General features: G+C 50.6%; 13 protein-coding genes and 1 tRNA gene. 1 reads left to right on the top strand and 13 read right to left on the bottom strand.

What is annotated here, in order from left to right:
- Nucleotides 1-67: 67 nt before the first annotated feature.
- The 8 genes from DXB83_RS01535 to DXB83_RS01500 all read right to left on the bottom strand — a co-directional run bounded on the left by DXB83_RS01535 (nucleotide 68) and on the right by DXB83_RS01500 (nucleotide 10,765).
- On the bottom strand, nucleotides 68-586 hold the full coding sequence (locus tag DXB83_RS01535) for a DUF4364 family protein (protein WP_022462531.1): 519 nt from the start codon (nucleotides 584-586) through the stop codon (nucleotides 68-70).
- Nucleotides 583-1,530, bottom strand: coding sequence for a TIGR01212 family radical SAM protein (locus DXB83_RS01530; RefSeq protein WP_118697199.1), 948 nt, complete (start codon nucleotides 1,528-1,530; stop codon nucleotides 583-585). The genes DXB83_RS01535 and DXB83_RS01530 overlap by 4 nt, the downstream gene beginning before the upstream one ends.
- 14 nt (nucleotides 1,531-1,544) lie before the next feature.
- The gene (locus tag DXB83_RS01525) at nucleotides 1,545-2,867 is read right to left on the bottom strand and encodes a replication-associated recombination protein A (protein WP_022462529.1); all 1,323 of its coding nucleotides are present in this window, start codon (nucleotides 2,865-2,867) and stop codon (nucleotides 1,545-1,547) included.
- Nucleotides 2,868-2,980: 113 nt separating this feature from the next.
- A complete protein-coding gene (locus DXB83_RS01520) occupies nucleotides 2,981-3,655 on the bottom strand; it encodes a polysaccharide deacetylase family protein (RefSeq protein WP_158581083.1) in 675 nt (224 codons plus the stop codon).
- Nucleotides 3,656-3,771: 116 nt separating this feature from the next.
- Nucleotides 3,772-6,135 carry a DUF2298 domain-containing protein gene (locus DXB83_RS01515; RefSeq protein ID WP_117804014.1) on the bottom strand — a complete coding sequence of 788 codons (2,364 nt, stop codon included), beginning with the start codon at nucleotides 6,133-6,135 and terminating at the stop codon, nucleotides 3,772-3,774.
- A gap of 2 nt (nucleotides 6,136-6,137) precedes the next feature.
- The gene (locus tag DXB83_RS01510; protein ID WP_022462526.1) at nucleotides 6,138-7,769 is read right to left on the bottom strand and encodes an ABC-F family ATP-binding cassette domain-containing protein; all 1,632 of its coding nucleotides are present in this window, start codon (nucleotides 7,767-7,769) and stop codon (nucleotides 6,138-6,140) included.
- A gap of 121 nt (nucleotides 7,770-7,890) precedes the next feature.
- Nucleotides 7,891-9,960, bottom strand: coding sequence for an LTA synthase family protein (locus DXB83_RS01505; RefSeq protein ID WP_117804013.1), 2,070 nt, complete (start codon nucleotides 9,958-9,960; stop codon nucleotides 7,891-7,893).
- 31 nt (nucleotides 9,961-9,991) lie between these two features.
- Nucleotides 9,992-10,765, bottom strand: coding sequence for a DUF6062 family protein (locus tag DXB83_RS01500; RefSeq protein WP_118697198.1), 774 nt, complete (start codon nucleotides 10,763-10,765; stop codon nucleotides 9,992-9,994).
- 238 nt (nucleotides 10,766-11,003) lie between these two features.
- Between DXB83_RS01500 and DXB83_RS01495 the strand changes: the two genes are divergently transcribed.
- Complete coding sequence (locus DXB83_RS01495) at nucleotides 11,004-11,237, top strand: helix-turn-helix domain-containing protein (RefSeq protein ID WP_022462523.1); 234 nt, start codon at nucleotides 11,004-11,006, stop codon at nucleotides 11,235-11,237.
- Nucleotides 11,238-11,324: 87 nt separating this feature from the next.
- Here the strand turns inward: DXB83_RS01495 and metA are convergent, their stop codons facing one another.
- From metA to DXB83_RS01470, 5 genes are all read right to left on the bottom strand, one after another.
- Nucleotides 11,325-12,257 carry a homoserine O-acetyltransferase MetA gene (gene metA, locus DXB83_RS01490; RefSeq protein WP_055228462.1) on the bottom strand — a complete coding sequence of 311 codons (933 nt, stop codon included), beginning with the start codon at nucleotides 12,255-12,257 and terminating at the stop codon, nucleotides 11,325-11,327.
- Nucleotides 12,258-12,408: 151 nt separating this feature from the next.
- Nucleotides 12,409-14,364 (bottom strand): NAD-dependent DNA ligase LigA, encoded by a 1,956-nt coding sequence (gene ligA / locus DXB83_RS01485; protein WP_117804012.1) that lies wholly within the window; start codon nucleotides 14,362-14,364, stop codon nucleotides 12,409-12,411.
- A complete protein-coding gene (locus DXB83_RS01480) occupies nucleotides 14,361-15,062 on the bottom strand; it encodes a pseudouridine synthase (protein ID WP_117509172.1) in 702 nt (233 codons plus the stop codon). Before DXB83_RS01480 ends, ligA begins: the two co-directional genes overlap by 4 nt.
- A 75-nt stretch (nucleotides 15,063-15,137) precedes the next feature.
- Entirely contained in the window at nucleotides 15,138-16,016 is an 879-nt protein-coding gene (locus DXB83_RS01475; RefSeq protein ID WP_117509117.1) for a hypothetical protein, read from the bottom strand.
- Between the two features lie 144 nt (nucleotides 16,017-16,160).
- A tRNA-Arg gene (locus DXB83_RS01470) sits at nucleotides 16,161-16,233 on the bottom strand.
- Between the last annotated feature and the right edge of the window lie 63 nt (nucleotides 16,234-16,296).

The following is a 16,296-nucleotide window of genomic DNA, read 5'->3' as shown; positions in this document are numbered from 1 at the left end:
TTTTCCATGTTTATGCTTTTTAGACATACTAATTTATTCTATTATATGCCACCATTCCTGTCAATCGTTATCTTGACAGTTCATTCATAATCGAAGCATAAATCTTCTGACTCCGGTTTTCCCAGTTGCTGCAGATCTTTTTGGCCGCCTCCTCGGACGGAACCGTCACGACAATCTCAAAAATAGTCGTCTTCCGCTCTCTTGCCTGACAGCGGACCTCGTAGTCATCTCCCGCGGTCTTGTAGTAATCGGCCACAACGGACGCTTTTTTCCGCAGTTCATAGGAGTGTTCCTTCATATAGCGGTCGATTTCCTCCCGGATTTCCGGAGAGATCTCGTTTTCGAAGAAGGAAAGCGTCTTGCTGCCCTCCTCAGTCATGTGGTAGTACGAGGTGTTGCGCACCTTCTCGATCTCGATCAGCTTTGTATCCTGCAGCTCGCTTAACGCCTCCTGGAGATGAAAGTAGTTCGTGTACTCTTTTTCCAGGATAAAATCCGAAATCTGTGTATTTGACAGCGGAAAATTCACATTCTGCAGCATGTAGAGAATAATCAGTTTGTATAACGTAAAGGATGATTCAATCACGGTGTGTTTCCTCCTTTTTCTTCGTCCAGAAGCTGTCCCTGATACGCATGTTCTTCTTTCATGCGATGATGCAGCTCATTTAAGACGGTGCGTTTTGCCTGGCTCCATGTTGGTGCAATCAGAAGATCCCCGGGGCCGTCTCCCGTCACACGGTGGATCACAAGATCGGGACGGAGGCGCCGCAGGCAGTCGATGACAAGAGTAAGATACGCCTCCTGCTCCAGCACCTCAAATTTTCCGGCCGCGTAGTCCGCCGCAAGATCCGTGTTTTTCAGCACATGAAGCAGCTGAAGCTTGATGCCGGAAATGGAAAGTCCATTCAGGTAATCCATTGTTGCAAAGACTTCTTCCTGTCCCTCCCCCGGCAGACCGAGGATCGTGTGGACAACCACGGGAATCCCCCGCCTGTACAGCTCGTTTACTGCCTGTTCAAAACAGGAAAGCGGATAGCCCCTTCGGATATACTGTGCCGTTTTTTCATGCATCGTCTGCAGTCCCAGCTCCACCCAGACCGGTTTGATCCGGTTCAGCTCTTCTAACAGAGAAAGAACCTCTTCCCCTAAGCAGTCCGGTCTCGTTCCGATCGAAAGGACCACGACCTCCTCGTCCGAAATTGCCTCCCGGAAAATTTTTTCCAGATATTCCACCGGCGCGTACGTGTTCGTATACGCCTGGAAATAGGCGATGAACTTATGCACCGGCCGCTTTTGCTGCAGGAGGGATTTCTGCTCCCGGATCTGTTCCGGGATGGATTTGTTTCTGTCCCCGGCAAAATCACCGGAGCCGCCCGCACTGCAGAAAATGCAGCCCCGGTCACCGCAGGTGCCGTCCCGGTTCGGACACGTCATCCCGCCGTCGAGCGAGAGCTTGTACACTTTTTCCCCGAACGTCTTTTTCAGATAGGCGTCCAGCGAATAATACGGCTTTCCAAGCCAGTCTGTCATGATTTCTTCCCCTTTTATTCGATGTCTTTTCCAATTTTTTTGAAGTTTTCCCGGATCTTCTGCTCATAGCCGTTCGTTCCAAGATGAAGGAAACGGCTTCCTAAGATCTCGTCCGGCAGATACTGCTGCTCGACGTAGTGATTCGGGTAATCATGTGCATACTGATAGCCTTGACCGTGGCCGAGTTTGGCAGAACCTTTGTAATGGGCGTCCTGCAGATGCGGCGGAACCGACGTCCGCACACTTCCGACCGTCTTCATCGCCGCAAAGACTGCCTCGCACGAAGAATTACTCTTCGGTGCACAGGCAACATACGTGGCTGCCTCCGCCAGAATAATCTGCGCCTCCGGCATGCCGACGCGTTCCACGGCAAGGGACGCGGAAACTGCTACATTTAAGGCATTCGGATCGGCAAGGCCGACATCCTCCGCCGCGCAGATCATGATGCGGCGGGCGATAAACTTGATATCCTCCCCGGCATACAGCATTTTGGCCAGATAAAAGACCGCCGCATCCGGGTCAGAACCACGCATGCTCTTGATAAATGCAGAGATCGTATCGTAATGCTGATCGCCCGTCTTGTCGTACCGCACGACGCGTTTCTGGATGCACTCCGATGCCGTTTCGAGATCGATATGGATTTTTCCGTCCGCCTGACGTTCCGTCGAGAGGACGCCCAGCTCGATTGCATTTAAGGCCGCTCTCGCGTCACCGCCTGCGATGTCGGCGAGGAACTCTTTTGCATCCGCATCGAGCACAACGTTGTACGTCCCGAGCCCCTTTACCGGGTCCGTCACCGCGCGCTCCAGCAGTTTTTCGATGTCCTCTTTTTCGAGCGGCTTTAATTCAAAGATAATGGAACGCGAAATCAGCGCCCCGTTGACCTCGAAATACGGGTTTTCCGTCGTCGCGCCAATCAGAACGAGTGTGCCGTCCTCCACAAACGGAAGCAGATAATCCTGTTGCCCCTTGTTGAAGCGGTGGATCTCGTCGACAAAAAGAATCGTCTTTTTGCCGTACATGCCGATCCGCTGCTGCGCTTCTTTTACGACTTCTTCCATATCCTTTTTGCCGGCTGTCGTGGCATTCAGCTGGGTAAACTCTGCGCTTGTCGTGTTGGCGATGACGCGGGCAAGCGTCGTTTTTCCCGTTCCCGGAGGGCCGTAGAAAATGACGGAGCCGAGTTTATCCGCCTTGATCGCACGGTACAACAGCTTTCCAGGGCCGATGATGTGCTCCTGTCCAACCACCTCGTCCAGCGTTGTCGGGCGCATGCGCGATGCGAGGGGGGACTCTTTTTCCATTGTGGTTTCTTTCATATAATCAAACAAATCCATGTATTTTTCACCCCATTTTTCTTCCTGCCATTTATCTTATCACATTTTGGCGGGTATCCTCAACCCCTTAATCTCGGATTCTCCGCAACTATGTTCGATGGAATCCGCGGAAGCTATTCTTCAATCAGCTCACGCACCGTCACAAACGTGTATCCCTCTTCTTTTAATTCTTTTACGATCCGCCGCAGCGCTTCCACCGTCGCGCGGTAGCCGTCATGCATGAGAATAATGCTGCCATCCTTCACATTCGGAAGCACCGCGCTGCAGATCGACGCAGTGTTCTGGCTCTCCCAGTCGCGGGAATCCACATCCCAGAGTACCGGGATCATCGTCACTGCAAGGTCCAGCCCCTCTCTCCATTCCCCGAACGGCGGACGGATATAGACGGGATATTCCCCTGTGATCTCGTAGATTGCATTGCTTGTTTTCACGACCTCCTCCCTCGCTTCCTCTTCTGATACTTTCGTAAGCTGAACATGATGAAACGTATGATTTCCGATCAGATGGCCTTCCGCATGCATCCGGCGGACGATTTCTTCGTTTCCGGCAAGACACTGCCCCTGCAGAAAAAACGTTGCCGGAATTTCATTTTCTTTTAAAATTTCAAGCACCTCCGGCGTATAGCACGCATTCGGCCCGTCATCAAATGTCAGCGCCGCACGGCGGGGCACACTTTTTTCTGCTTCCGCCGCTGTCTCTTTCGCGCCTTCTCTTTCACACCGTGCCAGCTCTGCAAACAGAATAGCCGCCATCATCACAGCCAGAAGCGGCAGAGGAACGTGCCGCACTTTTCGGAATCTCCGCATGGTCTGCCCTTCGCACTTTCTTCTGCATTCCCTGTATTATATGAAAAACAGGAGAAAAGATGCCGCACCCGGCGGTTCTTTTCTCCTGTTTTTGTTCTTTATGTATCCTGTACCTGAAGAATATACGTACCGGACGCAGTATCCTGGTAAACGATATCTCCGATGGACTGCAGCAGCGATTCGTTCAGCGCATCGCCATATTTCTCCTTTTCTTTGCTTCCCACAAAAATGTAGGTCACATGATACTGCTCCAGCAGGCGCAGCACTTCATTCGTATCGGTCGAGGTGTACATCTGTTTCACATCCTCGGCGCGGACATTTAAGTCTGCGGGATCCCCTCTCCAGAGCCATTCATGGACATACCATCCAAGCACGGTCGGAAGACCGGTCATTGCGGAAACGCGCTCGTAATCGCTATAGCTGTCGCCGTTCGCCTCAAGCACAACCGGCTGTCCTTCTATTGTTTCATCCAGCCAGCGGATGGCACCTGCGTCCTCGGAAAAGACATTTTCCAGATACGCTGTCGCATCGAGTCCGCGGTACTCGGACAGATCGAAAATATTTCCGAACCAGGAGTACACGCTCGTTCCAAAATAGCCGAAGGTCCATAAAAGCAGTACCAGCCCGATTCCGCCGAACACCTGCAGAATCCGCTCTTTTTTCCAGAGCAGGAACCGCGTGATGATGTAGCTCATGCAGATCCCAAACAGGATAAATGCCTGATACGTCAGCTTGAACATCGTGTTGGAGCGCGCATACGATTCTTCGTAGATATCGCGCACATAGACGAGCTCCGGAATGATGATAAGGCCGATGGCACAGAGGCCTAAAATACCGATCACCATATCGCTCACCGCAATCTCTCTCCAGAAATTACAGAAGGCAGAAACTTTTTTTGGCTTTTCCGCCGTTTCTTTTTCGCCCGGCTCCGGTTTTTTCTCTCCCAGAATCAGGGCAACGGCCTGCTCTTCCACCTCTTCCTGCGTCTTTCCATCGGCAAGTACAATCTGTCCCTGCCGCTCCATGCCCGGAAGATGACAGTTTTTCCGCCATGCTAGCAGAACGGCTGCGATAAACAGCACAACGAGCACCGTCGGAAGGCCCCAGAGAATCGTCAGCTGATACAGCATCGAATGGTGCCTGGCAATGCCGACACCGGAAACCATCGTCTCAAACTTCATTGTAAACGGAAGGGCGACAACTGTTCCAATTGCAAAAACTTCTGCAGCCTGCAGGAGAACCGTTCCGATCGTCTCTTTCGCCCGCGCATGATACCGGTACAGCGCACCGTACAGAGAGAAGCCTGCAATCACGACGAAATAGATAACAAAATCCCAGTAGTTGGACCAGTGGAACACACCGATCAGAAAGCCCGCCGCGATGATCTGCGGCTGAAGCAGAACGTCTTTTAACGACCATTTCCACTCTTTTTCCGGATCACGGCAGGTATTTTTCACGTAGGAATATAAAAGGCCCAGCACCAGCAGGACGAACATGACATTCACCACATGGGCATGCAGGTCGCCGAGCACAAAGGAATACGATGGAAACTCATGAATCGTGCGGTCATTTTCCACAAGCGGGTCATACCCGATATAGCGGGTCGAACTCGGGAACCAGTAAGCCGATTCGTTCAGTCCCAGCCACTGGCGGATGCAGCCGTAAATCACATAGTGCATATTTCCGGCAAGGGAAACGGCGCCTCCCGAAAGAAGACCGCCAAGCACCGGTGCAATCTGGCTTTTATTGCCGCCCTCTTTCCGGATGCGGTGGCACGCACGCGACTCTGCCAGATGGTAGGTGATCGAAAACGGCAGAACAAACGCGAACGATGCCACCATCGTACGCATCAGATGGTACGTCTGCTTTACATCCGTGAAGGTAATCTTCGTCAGAAATACGGCATAGAACTGGCCGCCGTAATAGTAGTTAATACCGCTTCCGCTGTACCAGAGATCCTCTGCCGGAACGGCGGTGCTGCGCATCATGGCCTTCATAAAACCATAATCCATGAATTTTTCGGTTCCGTGTGCCTCCGGGTGAAAGCCCGCAAGATAGGTCCAGAGAAGGAAAAAGGCGAAAAACAACACTTCTTCCATCATCAGGAAGTCGATTTCCGGCGCATGGACGCGTACCTTAAAACATCCGAAAATCCAAGAAGCCAGGATCAGTACACCGACTGTGATCAGGCAGACCGGTGCGGTAAACGGAACCAGTCCGAAGCTTCCAAGAGCAAATACAGCAAAACCGGAAACAACGATGCCAAGCACTTTAGAAAACATCCATCCCCGGTCATGAAACCGCGGAAACAGCGCTGCGGCAGCCGGATAAAATCCAATACCGAGCACCAGGGTCATAAGCCACCACTTCAGGAACGAAACGTTGTCCGTTCCAAGAAGCGGCGTTGTGGCCAGCACAAGCAACACCAGCAGAATGCCGGAAACTGTCGTCTTTTTGCTCATCTTTAATTATCTTCCTCTGTCATTGTATAGACATGACGTTTTCTTGCCATCTCATCGCTTGCAAGATACTCGTCGTAGGTGGTCATCTTATCGATCAGCGCGCCGTTCGGAAGGATCTCCATGATACGGTTTGCTGTAGTCTGTACAAACTGATGGTCGTGGCAGGTGAACAGCAGCACGCCCGGGAATTTGATCAGACCGTTGTTCAGTGCAGTGATGGACTCCATATCCAGATGGTTGGTCGGCTCGTCAAGAACGAGAACGTTTGCACCGGAAATCATCATCTTGGAGAGCAGGCAGCGCACTTTCTCTCCTCCGGAAAGGACTCTGACACGTTTCACGCCGTCCTCACCGGCAAAAAGCATTCTTCCGAGGAATCCGCGGACATACGTTACGTCCTTGATCTCGGAATACTGGGTCAGCCAGTCTGCGATCGTCAGGTCGCAGTCGAATTCTGCGGTGTTGTCCTTCGGGAAGTAAGCCTGTGTAGTGGTTACGCCCCATTTGTAGTAACCGGAATCCGGCTCTTCTTCTCCGGTCAGAATCTTGAACAGCATGGTGATCGCCTGCTCGTTGCTTCCGACGAAAGCAACTTTATCTTCTCTTCCGAGGGTGAAGCTTAAGTTATCCAGGATTTTCACGCCGTCTACGGTTTTGGTCAGTCCCTCTACCTGCAGAACGTCGTTTCCGATCTCACGGTTCGGACGGAAATCGATGTAAGGATATTTCCGGCTGGACGGTTTGATATCGTCGAGCTGGATTTTCTCCAGGGCTTTCTTACGGGAAGTAGCCTGTTTACTCTTCGATGCGTTGGCGCTGAATCTAGAGATGAAGTCCTGTAACTCTTTGATCTTCTCCTCTTTCTTCTTGTTCGCCTCTTTCATCTGTTTTACCAGCAGCTGGCTGGACTCAAACCAGAAGTCGTAGTTTCCGGCATAGAGCTGGATTTTTCCGTAATCTATATCTGCGATCTGGGTGCAGACTTTATTCAGGAAGTAACGGTCGTGGGATACGACGATAACGGTATTCTCGAAGTTGATCAGGAACTCCTCAAGCCACTCGATCGCATCGAGGTCCAGGTGGTTGGTCGGCTCGTCGAGAAGAAGGATGTCCGGGTTTCCGAACAGGGCTCTTGCAAGAAGAACTTTGACCTTCTGGCTACCGGTCAGGTCTGCCATCTGTGCGTAGTGCAGTTCCGGCTCAATGCCAAGGCCGTTTAAGAGCTGCTCTGCATCGGTCTCTGCCTCCCAGCCGTTCATCTCTGCAAACTCACCCTCGAGCTCGCTCGCTTTGATACCGTCCTCATCTGTGAAGTCTTCTTTTGCGTACAGCGCCTCTTTCTCTTTCATGATCTCATAGAGACGGGCATTTCCCATGATAACGGTGTCGAGTACCGGATAGCTGTCGTATTTGAAGTGGTCCTGCTCGAGGAAGGAAAGACGCTGGCCCGGTGTGATGGTTACGTCTCCGTTTGTCGGTTCAAGCTGGCCGGACAAGATTTTCAGAAAGGTTGATTTTCCCGCTCCGTTGGCACCGATCATGCCGTAGCAGTTTCCCTCGGTGAATTTGATATTGACATCTTCAAACAACGCTTTTTTTCCGACACGAAGTGTCACATTATTTGCTGCAATCATACTTTTTAAAACCTCATTTTCTTATTCTTAATTGTAAACGTGAAGTTACCGCCGGGGTTTCCCGGTCATACGGAGTATAGTCTACCATAGGTTTCCGTTTTCTGGCAAGTAGGGAAAGCCCTTATTCTTCGTCTTTTTCACCGGAAATTGTAAAAAAGCTGTCATCCCGGTCTTTTTTGTCGATCAGTTCATTGTACTGCAGGCATTCATACTGCCGTTCGTACTCGAGATCCTCCTCCGGCGCATCGCTGTCGTTCCAGCGGTACCAGGTTCCGTCACTTGCTAAAAAGCCGAGGTGATTGAGCGCCGGCATCTTCTCGCGCAGGTCAAGCAGATACTCGTTGTACGGCGTCAGTTCCAGGCCGGTAAGGCTTAACGCATAGCTTGAGAGATAATTTGTGCTGATCCAGACATTGCTCTCGGATTTCATGCTGTAGTTGGTCCAGATGAAGAACGGGGTTCCATAGAACTTCTCCTGATCCTCGACCGAAAGATTCTGATAGGCGTCTCCGGCAATCCATGTTTCAAACGCATCCGGCAGTTTCGGGGAATGATCGCCGAACATAATGATCATCGTCGGCTCGTCCACCTGCTGGAAATACCGGATCAGATAGGAAATTGCCTCATCGGAAAGCTTTAACAGGGAGAAATACTGATCGGCCTCATCACTGTCGTAGCCGTTGCAGTTGATATCCGCCTGGAAATAACGGTTCGTGTAGCCGCTGTGGTTCTGCATCGTCACATCAAAGAGGAAGAACGGGCTGCCCGGCTCCTTGTTCTCGTAGGTTTCCACGATCTTCTCATAGTTCGCCTGATCGCTGATCATGCCGCGGTACCGCTTGGCCGTATCGGAGAACTGATCAATCGAGATGAAATCATCAAAATCAAGGAAACGGTATGCCGTGCTCCGCTTCCAGTTTGTCGCCTTGTTCGGATGCATCGCAATTGCCTGATAACCCTGGTCTTTTAACGTCGTGACAAGGGAATACTGGCTGTGCGTAAAGTAGCTGACGTACGGCACCATGCCCGGGAACCGCTTGCAGGAGTTTCCGGTCAGGAACTCATACTCCGTTTTTGCTGTTCCGCCGCCCTTGGTACACGTCAGCGTGTGCCCTTTGATGATATTTTCGGTCAGCGAGTCGAGGAACGGCATGTAGCTCTCGCTCGTCTGCGGATCGCCGACGGAACGGTAGTCAAACCACGACTCGTTCATGATCGCGATGATGTTGACGGGTGTCACGCTATCCGCATTATCTTTTCGAAGATCTTCTGTTTTCGTCTCTTTCTCGCTCGTATCGGCAATCGCTGTCACTTCGTCTTTCGAATAGCCGTCCGGCGGTGTCAGGCGCATGTATTTGGCGACCGCGGTAAAACCGACTGTCGTTCCGTACTGGCGGTATGTCTTCGCCGGATTCCAGAGGTCACTGATGACACCGAACTCGGCGTTCCAGTTCAGATTCATGTACGCCAGGTATGTTCCGAGCGTCAGCGCAGCAGCAGCCACGCGGAGCAGAATTTTATTTCTCGTTTTCCGTGCAAAACGATATTCCCGGCTCTGCAGCCAGAGGCGCACAACGAGCATCATCGTGATAAACGAAGTCACGATTTCACCTGTGATCTCGAATTTGTAGCCGCCGACTACGTCCGCCGCCGTCGCAATGCTGTACAGGTCGATGAGCTGGAACGCTTCTCCGCGGAACAGATAAACATAGTAGAATACCAGACTCATGCAGAAATAAAAGATGTTCATGAAAATCATCGCGCGGCGGATGGAGTTCAGAAAGAGGGAAACGAGAATGGAAAGTACGAAAATGACACCGATATTCAACAACGCATAATACCATTTCATCTCCCGGAACTGGCTGTTTGTGACAAATTCCAGTGTGGCAAACAGATAGGCTGCGTTTGCCAGCATCAGAATCGGCTGTTTCCATCCCACATAGCGCGGTTTTGGTTTCTGGTCCGGCTTTGCAGCAAACCGGCAGAAACTGACAACTGTCGTCAGTATGATACACGCCAGCAGGCATGGGAACAGAAAGTGAATACTCCACTCCCGGTCTGCCGCCGTCGTATCCAGCAGCGGGCGCGCCAGAAACAGCAGCACCGCCAGCACGCCGAAATCCAAAACAAGAAACGCGCACCGGGCGCGCTCCTTTTGATTCTCTTTTAATCTCTGATAAAACTTCTGCATCGAAACTTTATGCTCCTTTTATAAACAAGAATTATAATCCTTCCGTAAACGGCTCGTCCGCCGGATAGCCGCCGCCTAATTTTTGCATACAGCGCTGGATGGAATCTTTTGAATTTCCCCAGTCCTTATCCTTGTTGCGGTAATCGAATTTGTCAGTAAACCATGTTACCTCTTCCTGCAGCCGCTGGTAATTTTCTTTCATGATTTTGAACAGAGTCGGGTAAAATTCCGCTTTCTGTTTATCATTCAGCTTTTTCTCCGCCGTTTCTACCAGATCCGCAAAATGCGGCAGACAGAAGCCTTTTCCCTCGCGGAACAGTCTTGCAAACTCCTCGTCTTTTTTGTAGAGATCAAAGAACGTATCAAGATAGCGGTTATAGTTTGCCTTGAAGTGATCGCAGACGTAGCACGAATGCGTCTTCTCATCAATCCACTGGCCGATCGCAGTCTCACGGCCCTGTTTGTCGAGGGATGTCTTCTGCATCCGCTTGAACACCGAGGATTTTCCCGGTGCAAACAGATCCATCTGTGCGGCAAGCTCCTGGTTCAGTTTTTTCAGATGGGTGGATAAAATCAGACCGCTTCCGAGACGGTTTCCGTAATCGTACATCATTTTATAGTGGTGGCGGCAGAATCCCATCGCGTCTGTTTCCGCACGCACATCATCCTCCATATAGGATGCGCCGGAACCGAGCGCAAACGAAATCGCATGCTGCTCTGCTTCCCGCTCCAGATAGCAGAACGGGCACTCATCTTCCGCCTTGAATGCATCCATCAGCGGAATGGTATGGATCAACTCTTTCATAATGTAAAAACCTCCGATTTTATTTGTTGGTGCTTTCTACAGCATACACAAAAACCTCTCATTTGTCAAAAGAACTCTTTTTCCTGTTTTCCTATTATTCTGATGGATAATTTCTATATTTTGCACAATTTACATGTGCATTATAAAAATTTAAAGTTGTTTCTTTTTGGTATTTAATCGTTTAAGATAAATATTATATAAGTCTTTGTATCACTCTGTTCAGAAAGGAGCCATAGCAATGGGAGAACGTCATACGGAGGAGATGCGCCTCCTCGGTCTTACCATCGCTTTTTATCGCAGAGCACGCGGATTAACGCAAAGTGAGCTTGCCGAAGCTGTCCAGATCAGCCGTACACATATGAGCAACATCGAAGCGCCAAACAGTCATACCTCTCTGTCTCTAAACAAGCTGATGGATATTGCGGAAGCACTCGAAATTCCGCTGAAAACATTATTTGATTTCAAACGGTAAGCCCGGAAAGCTTTCCGTTTTTTATAGCAGATTTTTACAGCAACCCCCCGCAGCCGGTGTGCGCCCGGTGCGGGGGCTTTTTCTCTCTTATTTTCCCGAAAAATCCGGAGTTCCGTCAAGATTATACGGGGTCACCTGGTATACATAGTAGTTCAGCCAGTTCGTGTACAGATTGTTCGCATGTGACCGCCATAAAAGCACTGGTTTTGTATTTGGATCGTCGTTTTTATAATAGTTCTTCGGAATCTCAATCGGGAGTCCTTTGTCTTTATCGCGGTGGTACTCGCCGTCGAGCGTCATACGGTCGTACTCCGGATGACCCATCACAAAAATCTTTCTTCCCTCTTCCGCCATGCCAAGATAGAATCCGGCTTCGTCGGACTCTGCGAGAATCGTGACATCTTTGCAGGCACGGATATCGTCGATCGGTACTTCTGTGTGGCGGGAATGCGGTGCCAAAAACTCGTCATCGAAGCCTCGCACAAGCGGGATCTTGCGGTTGTTGACTTTGTGCCAGAACAGCCCGAATTTCTTCTCCGGAAGCATCCGTTTCTTCAGTCCGTAGAAATGATACAGACTCGCCTGGGCTCCCCAGCAGAGGAACATCGTGGAGGTAACATGTGTGTTCGTCCAGTCCATGATCTTTGTCAGTTCATCCCAGTAGTCAACTTCTTCAAATTCCATCTGCTCGACCGGTGCACCGGTGATGATCATACCGTCGTAATAATTTTTCCGCACATCCTCAAATTTCACATAGAACGTGTTCAGATGGCTGGTCGATGTATTTTTCGCCTCGTGGCTTGCCACCATCAGAAAGGTGACATCAACCTGCAGGGAGGTGTTGGAAAGGGAGCGCAGAAGCTGCAGCTCGGTATCTTCTTTGAGCGGCATCAGATTCAGGATCATAATCTTCAGCGGACGGATGTCCTGATGAACCGCTCTTGTCTCGTCCATGACGAATATATTTTCGCTTTCGAGTATTTCTTTTACAGGTAAATCTGCCTGAACTTTAACCGGCATATTCTTTTTCCTCGTTTCTATTCTTCTTGATCTGCCGCGCTTTTCTCTGCGCAGACAGGCGGTTTGCTTTTTCCGGCAGGAATTTCTGCCGTCTGCTTCCGATTATAGCAGATTCCCGCGCGGGATGCAAACCGCCTTTGCAGATATTTCGTTATTCTTCTGTCATCTTCAGAAATTCCTCTTCTGAGATCACCGGCACGCCGAGTTCGCGCGCTTTCCGGTTTTTGGAGGAACTGGATGTCGTGTCGTTGTTGATCAGATAGCTCGTCTTTCCCGTTACACTTCCGGTGGCTTTTCCGCCGAGCTCCTCGATTCTTGCCTTTAATGCATTCCGGTTCGGGAAATGTTCCACACTTCCGGTGATGACGAAGGTAAGACCGGCTAATTTCTGTTCTTCCTGGCTTGCCTGCGGCTTCTCAATCGTCAGATACGACAGAAGGCGCTCAAGGCGTTCTTTATTTTCCTCATCCGCAAAGTAATCCACGATGCTTTTTGCAATCACTTCTCCGACACCGTCGATCTGCGCGAAATCCTCCGCCGATGCATTCCGGATCCGGTCGAGATCGAAATCGAAGGCTTTGCAGATCATTCTCGCGTTTGCAAGACCGATATTTAAGATGCCAAGTCCGAAAATCAGACGGGGCAACGTTGTGTTTTTCGCGCGCTCGATGCTGTCGATCAGATTCTGGTATGATTTTTCACCGAAACCGTCCATCTCCACAATCTCGTCGCGGTAGCGGTCGAGACGGAAAATATCGGCAAACTCACGGATGAAGCCGTGGCCCACGAATTTTTCGAGCGTTGCCTCCGACATGCCGTCGATGTTCATCGCGTCGCGGCTTACAAACAGGGTGAATGCCTTCATGAATTTTGCCGGGCACTCCGGATTCGTACAGTAGAGGGTCTCGACATTGTTCATCATCTGAATCCGGGTGGCACCGCCGCAGGCAGGACACGTTTCCGGAATATCGCGCACACCGCTTCTCGTCAGATTCTCTGAGATCTGTGGAATGATCATGTTTGCTTTGTAGACAAGGATTTTATCACCCACACCGAGATCCAGCGAACGCATGATACTGATGTTGTGGACGCTTGCGCGGGAAACCGAAGTTCCTTCCAGCTCGACCGGCTCAAAAACCGCAACCGGATTGATGAGACCGGTTCTCGACGGGCTCCACTCAATTTCAAGCAGAGTGGTCTCCTTCTGTTCATCCGCCCATTTGAAGGCGAAAGCGTTCCGCGGGAATTTCGCGGTTGTGCCGAGTGATTCTCCGTAGGCGATATCGTCATACAACGTGACAAGGCCATCGGACGGGAAATCGTTTGTCTCGATTTTCGTGGAGAAATATTGCATCGCCTCGTCGAGGTTATCTTTGGTGACAACCTTGTATTCCACCACCTCGAAGCCCTGCTCTTTCAGCCACTCCATCTGACGGATTCTGGAATTTTCGAAATCCTGTTCCGGAGCGCTCACAAGCGCAAATGCCATAAAATGAACGTGGCGTTTTGCCGTAATCTCATTGTTCAGCTGGCGCACAGAACCGCTGCAGAGGTTCCTCGGATTCTTGTATTTCGCATCGACATCCTCAATCTCCTCGTTGATCTTCTCAAAATCGGAATAGCGGATGATCGCCTCGCCGCGCAGAACCAGCTCTCCCTGGTACGGGATTTTTAAGGGAATATTTTCAAACACTTTTGCATTGTTCGTGACAACCTCTCCGATCACGCCGTTTCCACGGGTGACGGCCTTTGCGAGGGTACCGCCGCGGTACGTCAGAACGACGGTCAGACCGTCCATCTTCCAGGATAGCAGCGTTTTGTGATCCCCGATGAAGCTGCGGAGCACTTCCACATCTTTCGTTTTATCAAGGGAAAGCATCGGCGACTCGTGCGCTTCTTTCGGCAGTTCGTCCATCGCCTCGTAGCCGACTTTTGTGGTCGGGCTTCCGGCGAGTGTTACGCCTGTTTTTTCCTCTAATACCTGCAGTTCGTCATACAGCGTGTCGTACTCCAGGTTGCTCATGATCTCCCGGTCTTCCTGGTAATAGGCTTTTGCCGCTTCGTTCAGCTTTTTGACCAGTTCCTTCATCCGTTCTGTCTCGTTCATCGCTTTTCCTCCCCGATCTGCTTTTTCAGTTCTGCTAATTCTTTTTCCGTTAAAGGGCGGTACTCCCCTGTTTTCAGGTCTTTCAAGTGAATATTCATGATCCGCACACGTTTCAGCTTTGTGACACGATATCCTAATGCTTCGCACATCCGCCGGATCTGACGGTTCAGCCCTTGCGTCAGAATAATCGTAAAGCTGCGCTCTCCCGTTTTCTGGATCCGGCACGAGCGCGTCACGGTATCGAGAATCGGCACGCCGGATGCCATTTCTTTCAGAAATTCCGGTGTAATCTCTTTGTTTACCTCGACCTGGTATTCTTTTTCGTGGCGGTTTCTGGCACGCATGATACCGTTTACGATCGCACCGTCGTTCGTCATCAGAAGGAGGCCTTCGGAATCTTTATCGAGTCTTCCCACCGGGTAAATCCGCACCGGGTAGGACAGATAATCGATGACGTTGTTTTTCTCCCGTTTTTCCGCAGTACAGACGATGCCGCGCGGTTTGTTGAAGGCGAGATAGACTTTTTTCTCCTCCGGGACAACGGTTTTGCCTTTCACGACAACAACGTCGCCAGACTCCACCTGCATGCCGGTTTCCGCGCGTTTTCCGTTTACCGTAATCTCGCCCGCTTCTGTCAGACGGTCCGCCTCCCGCCGCGAGCAGACGCCCGCATCACTTAAGTATTTGTTTAAGCGCATGGTTTTATCCTTCCAAAAAAGCAGTTTCATAAAAACCAGAAACTGCTTTTTTTGTTTTGTATTATTCTATTGTTCCTACTGAATGCTCTCTACATATACTCTCAGGGAAGCATCTGCATCGAGTGCATTCCGATAATCGTTCTGAACCTGTTCGATCAGATTTTTGACTTCTTCGTTTTCGAGCGCCGCTTTCATAGCCTCGGTTACGGCCGCATCGCTGTCAGTATCATCCATGATTTTCAGGCCGCCGTCTTCTGTCGTGTAGAGATAATACTCCGAAAGCATCGGCAGGGTCTGGTTGATTCCCAGATATTTGCATCTGCTGCTGACAAACGCGATGTACGTTCCGTCGCTTGGACCGCTGATCGTGTAGACCTTTACATCTCCGTATGACTCCACATCGCTTTCTGCCTCAATCTGCGCCTGCTCCTCCGCGGTCAGATTATCTGTTACTGCAAAAAGACCGTTGATATCCCTTGCACCGAGCGCGGTGTAATACTGCTCCAGCACGGTGCTTACTTCCGGGACATTGTCCGTGGCAAAGGAGACAGCCGTATTATCGGTATTCTCTGTATTACTGGTATCGTCTGCCGCTTCCGGCTCACTTGTCGGCTCAGCCTCTGCATCCGGCGCGCTGGCAGTATCGGTACTGGAAGCATCTGCACTGGAATCATTCGCGGAATCCGAAACGTCCGATGAAATGCCTGTGCTGTCCTCAGAATCTGCTTTGCTGTCTGCTTTTACCTGTGTCTTTTTATCCGGCACATTGTTTCCGGTGCTGCTGCTTGTTACGGTTCCGCCGCTCGATTTTCCATCGTTTTTTGGTGACACCAGATGAACGATGAGAAGAACCGCTGCCACAATCAGGAGAATTGCTCCGATCAGAAGCATGTAGCGCAGATTATCGGAAATCCATTCCCGGATTTTATCTTTTGTTGTCATTGGTTTTGCCATATTTTTCCTCCTTCATCAAAACTGATCCGCCGGATCAGTTATTGATATGCTCAGCAAGCAAAAAAACCTCTACTTCACACCGAAGCAGGGGCTTTCCTTATCCTGCGCCGGTCCTGCCCGCCGCAGCATGCCATGTAGCAAAAACGCGTCTGGAGGGATTCGAACCCCCGACACACGGTACCGGAAACCGTTGCTCTATCCCCTGAGCTACAGACGCTGATGTGATCTGTTTTCTCAACCACACTATGATAGTTTACCACAGACTCCTGCAATTGTAAAG

Source organism: Blautia sp. OM06-15AC (genome assembly GCF_003481425.1).
Classification (GTDB): domain Bacteria; phylum Bacillota; class Clostridia; order Lachnospirales; family Lachnospiraceae; genus Fusicatenibacter; species Fusicatenibacter saccharivorans.
Note: the sequence above shows the minus strand (reverse complement) of the source record. Positions and strands in the feature narration are given on the sequence as shown.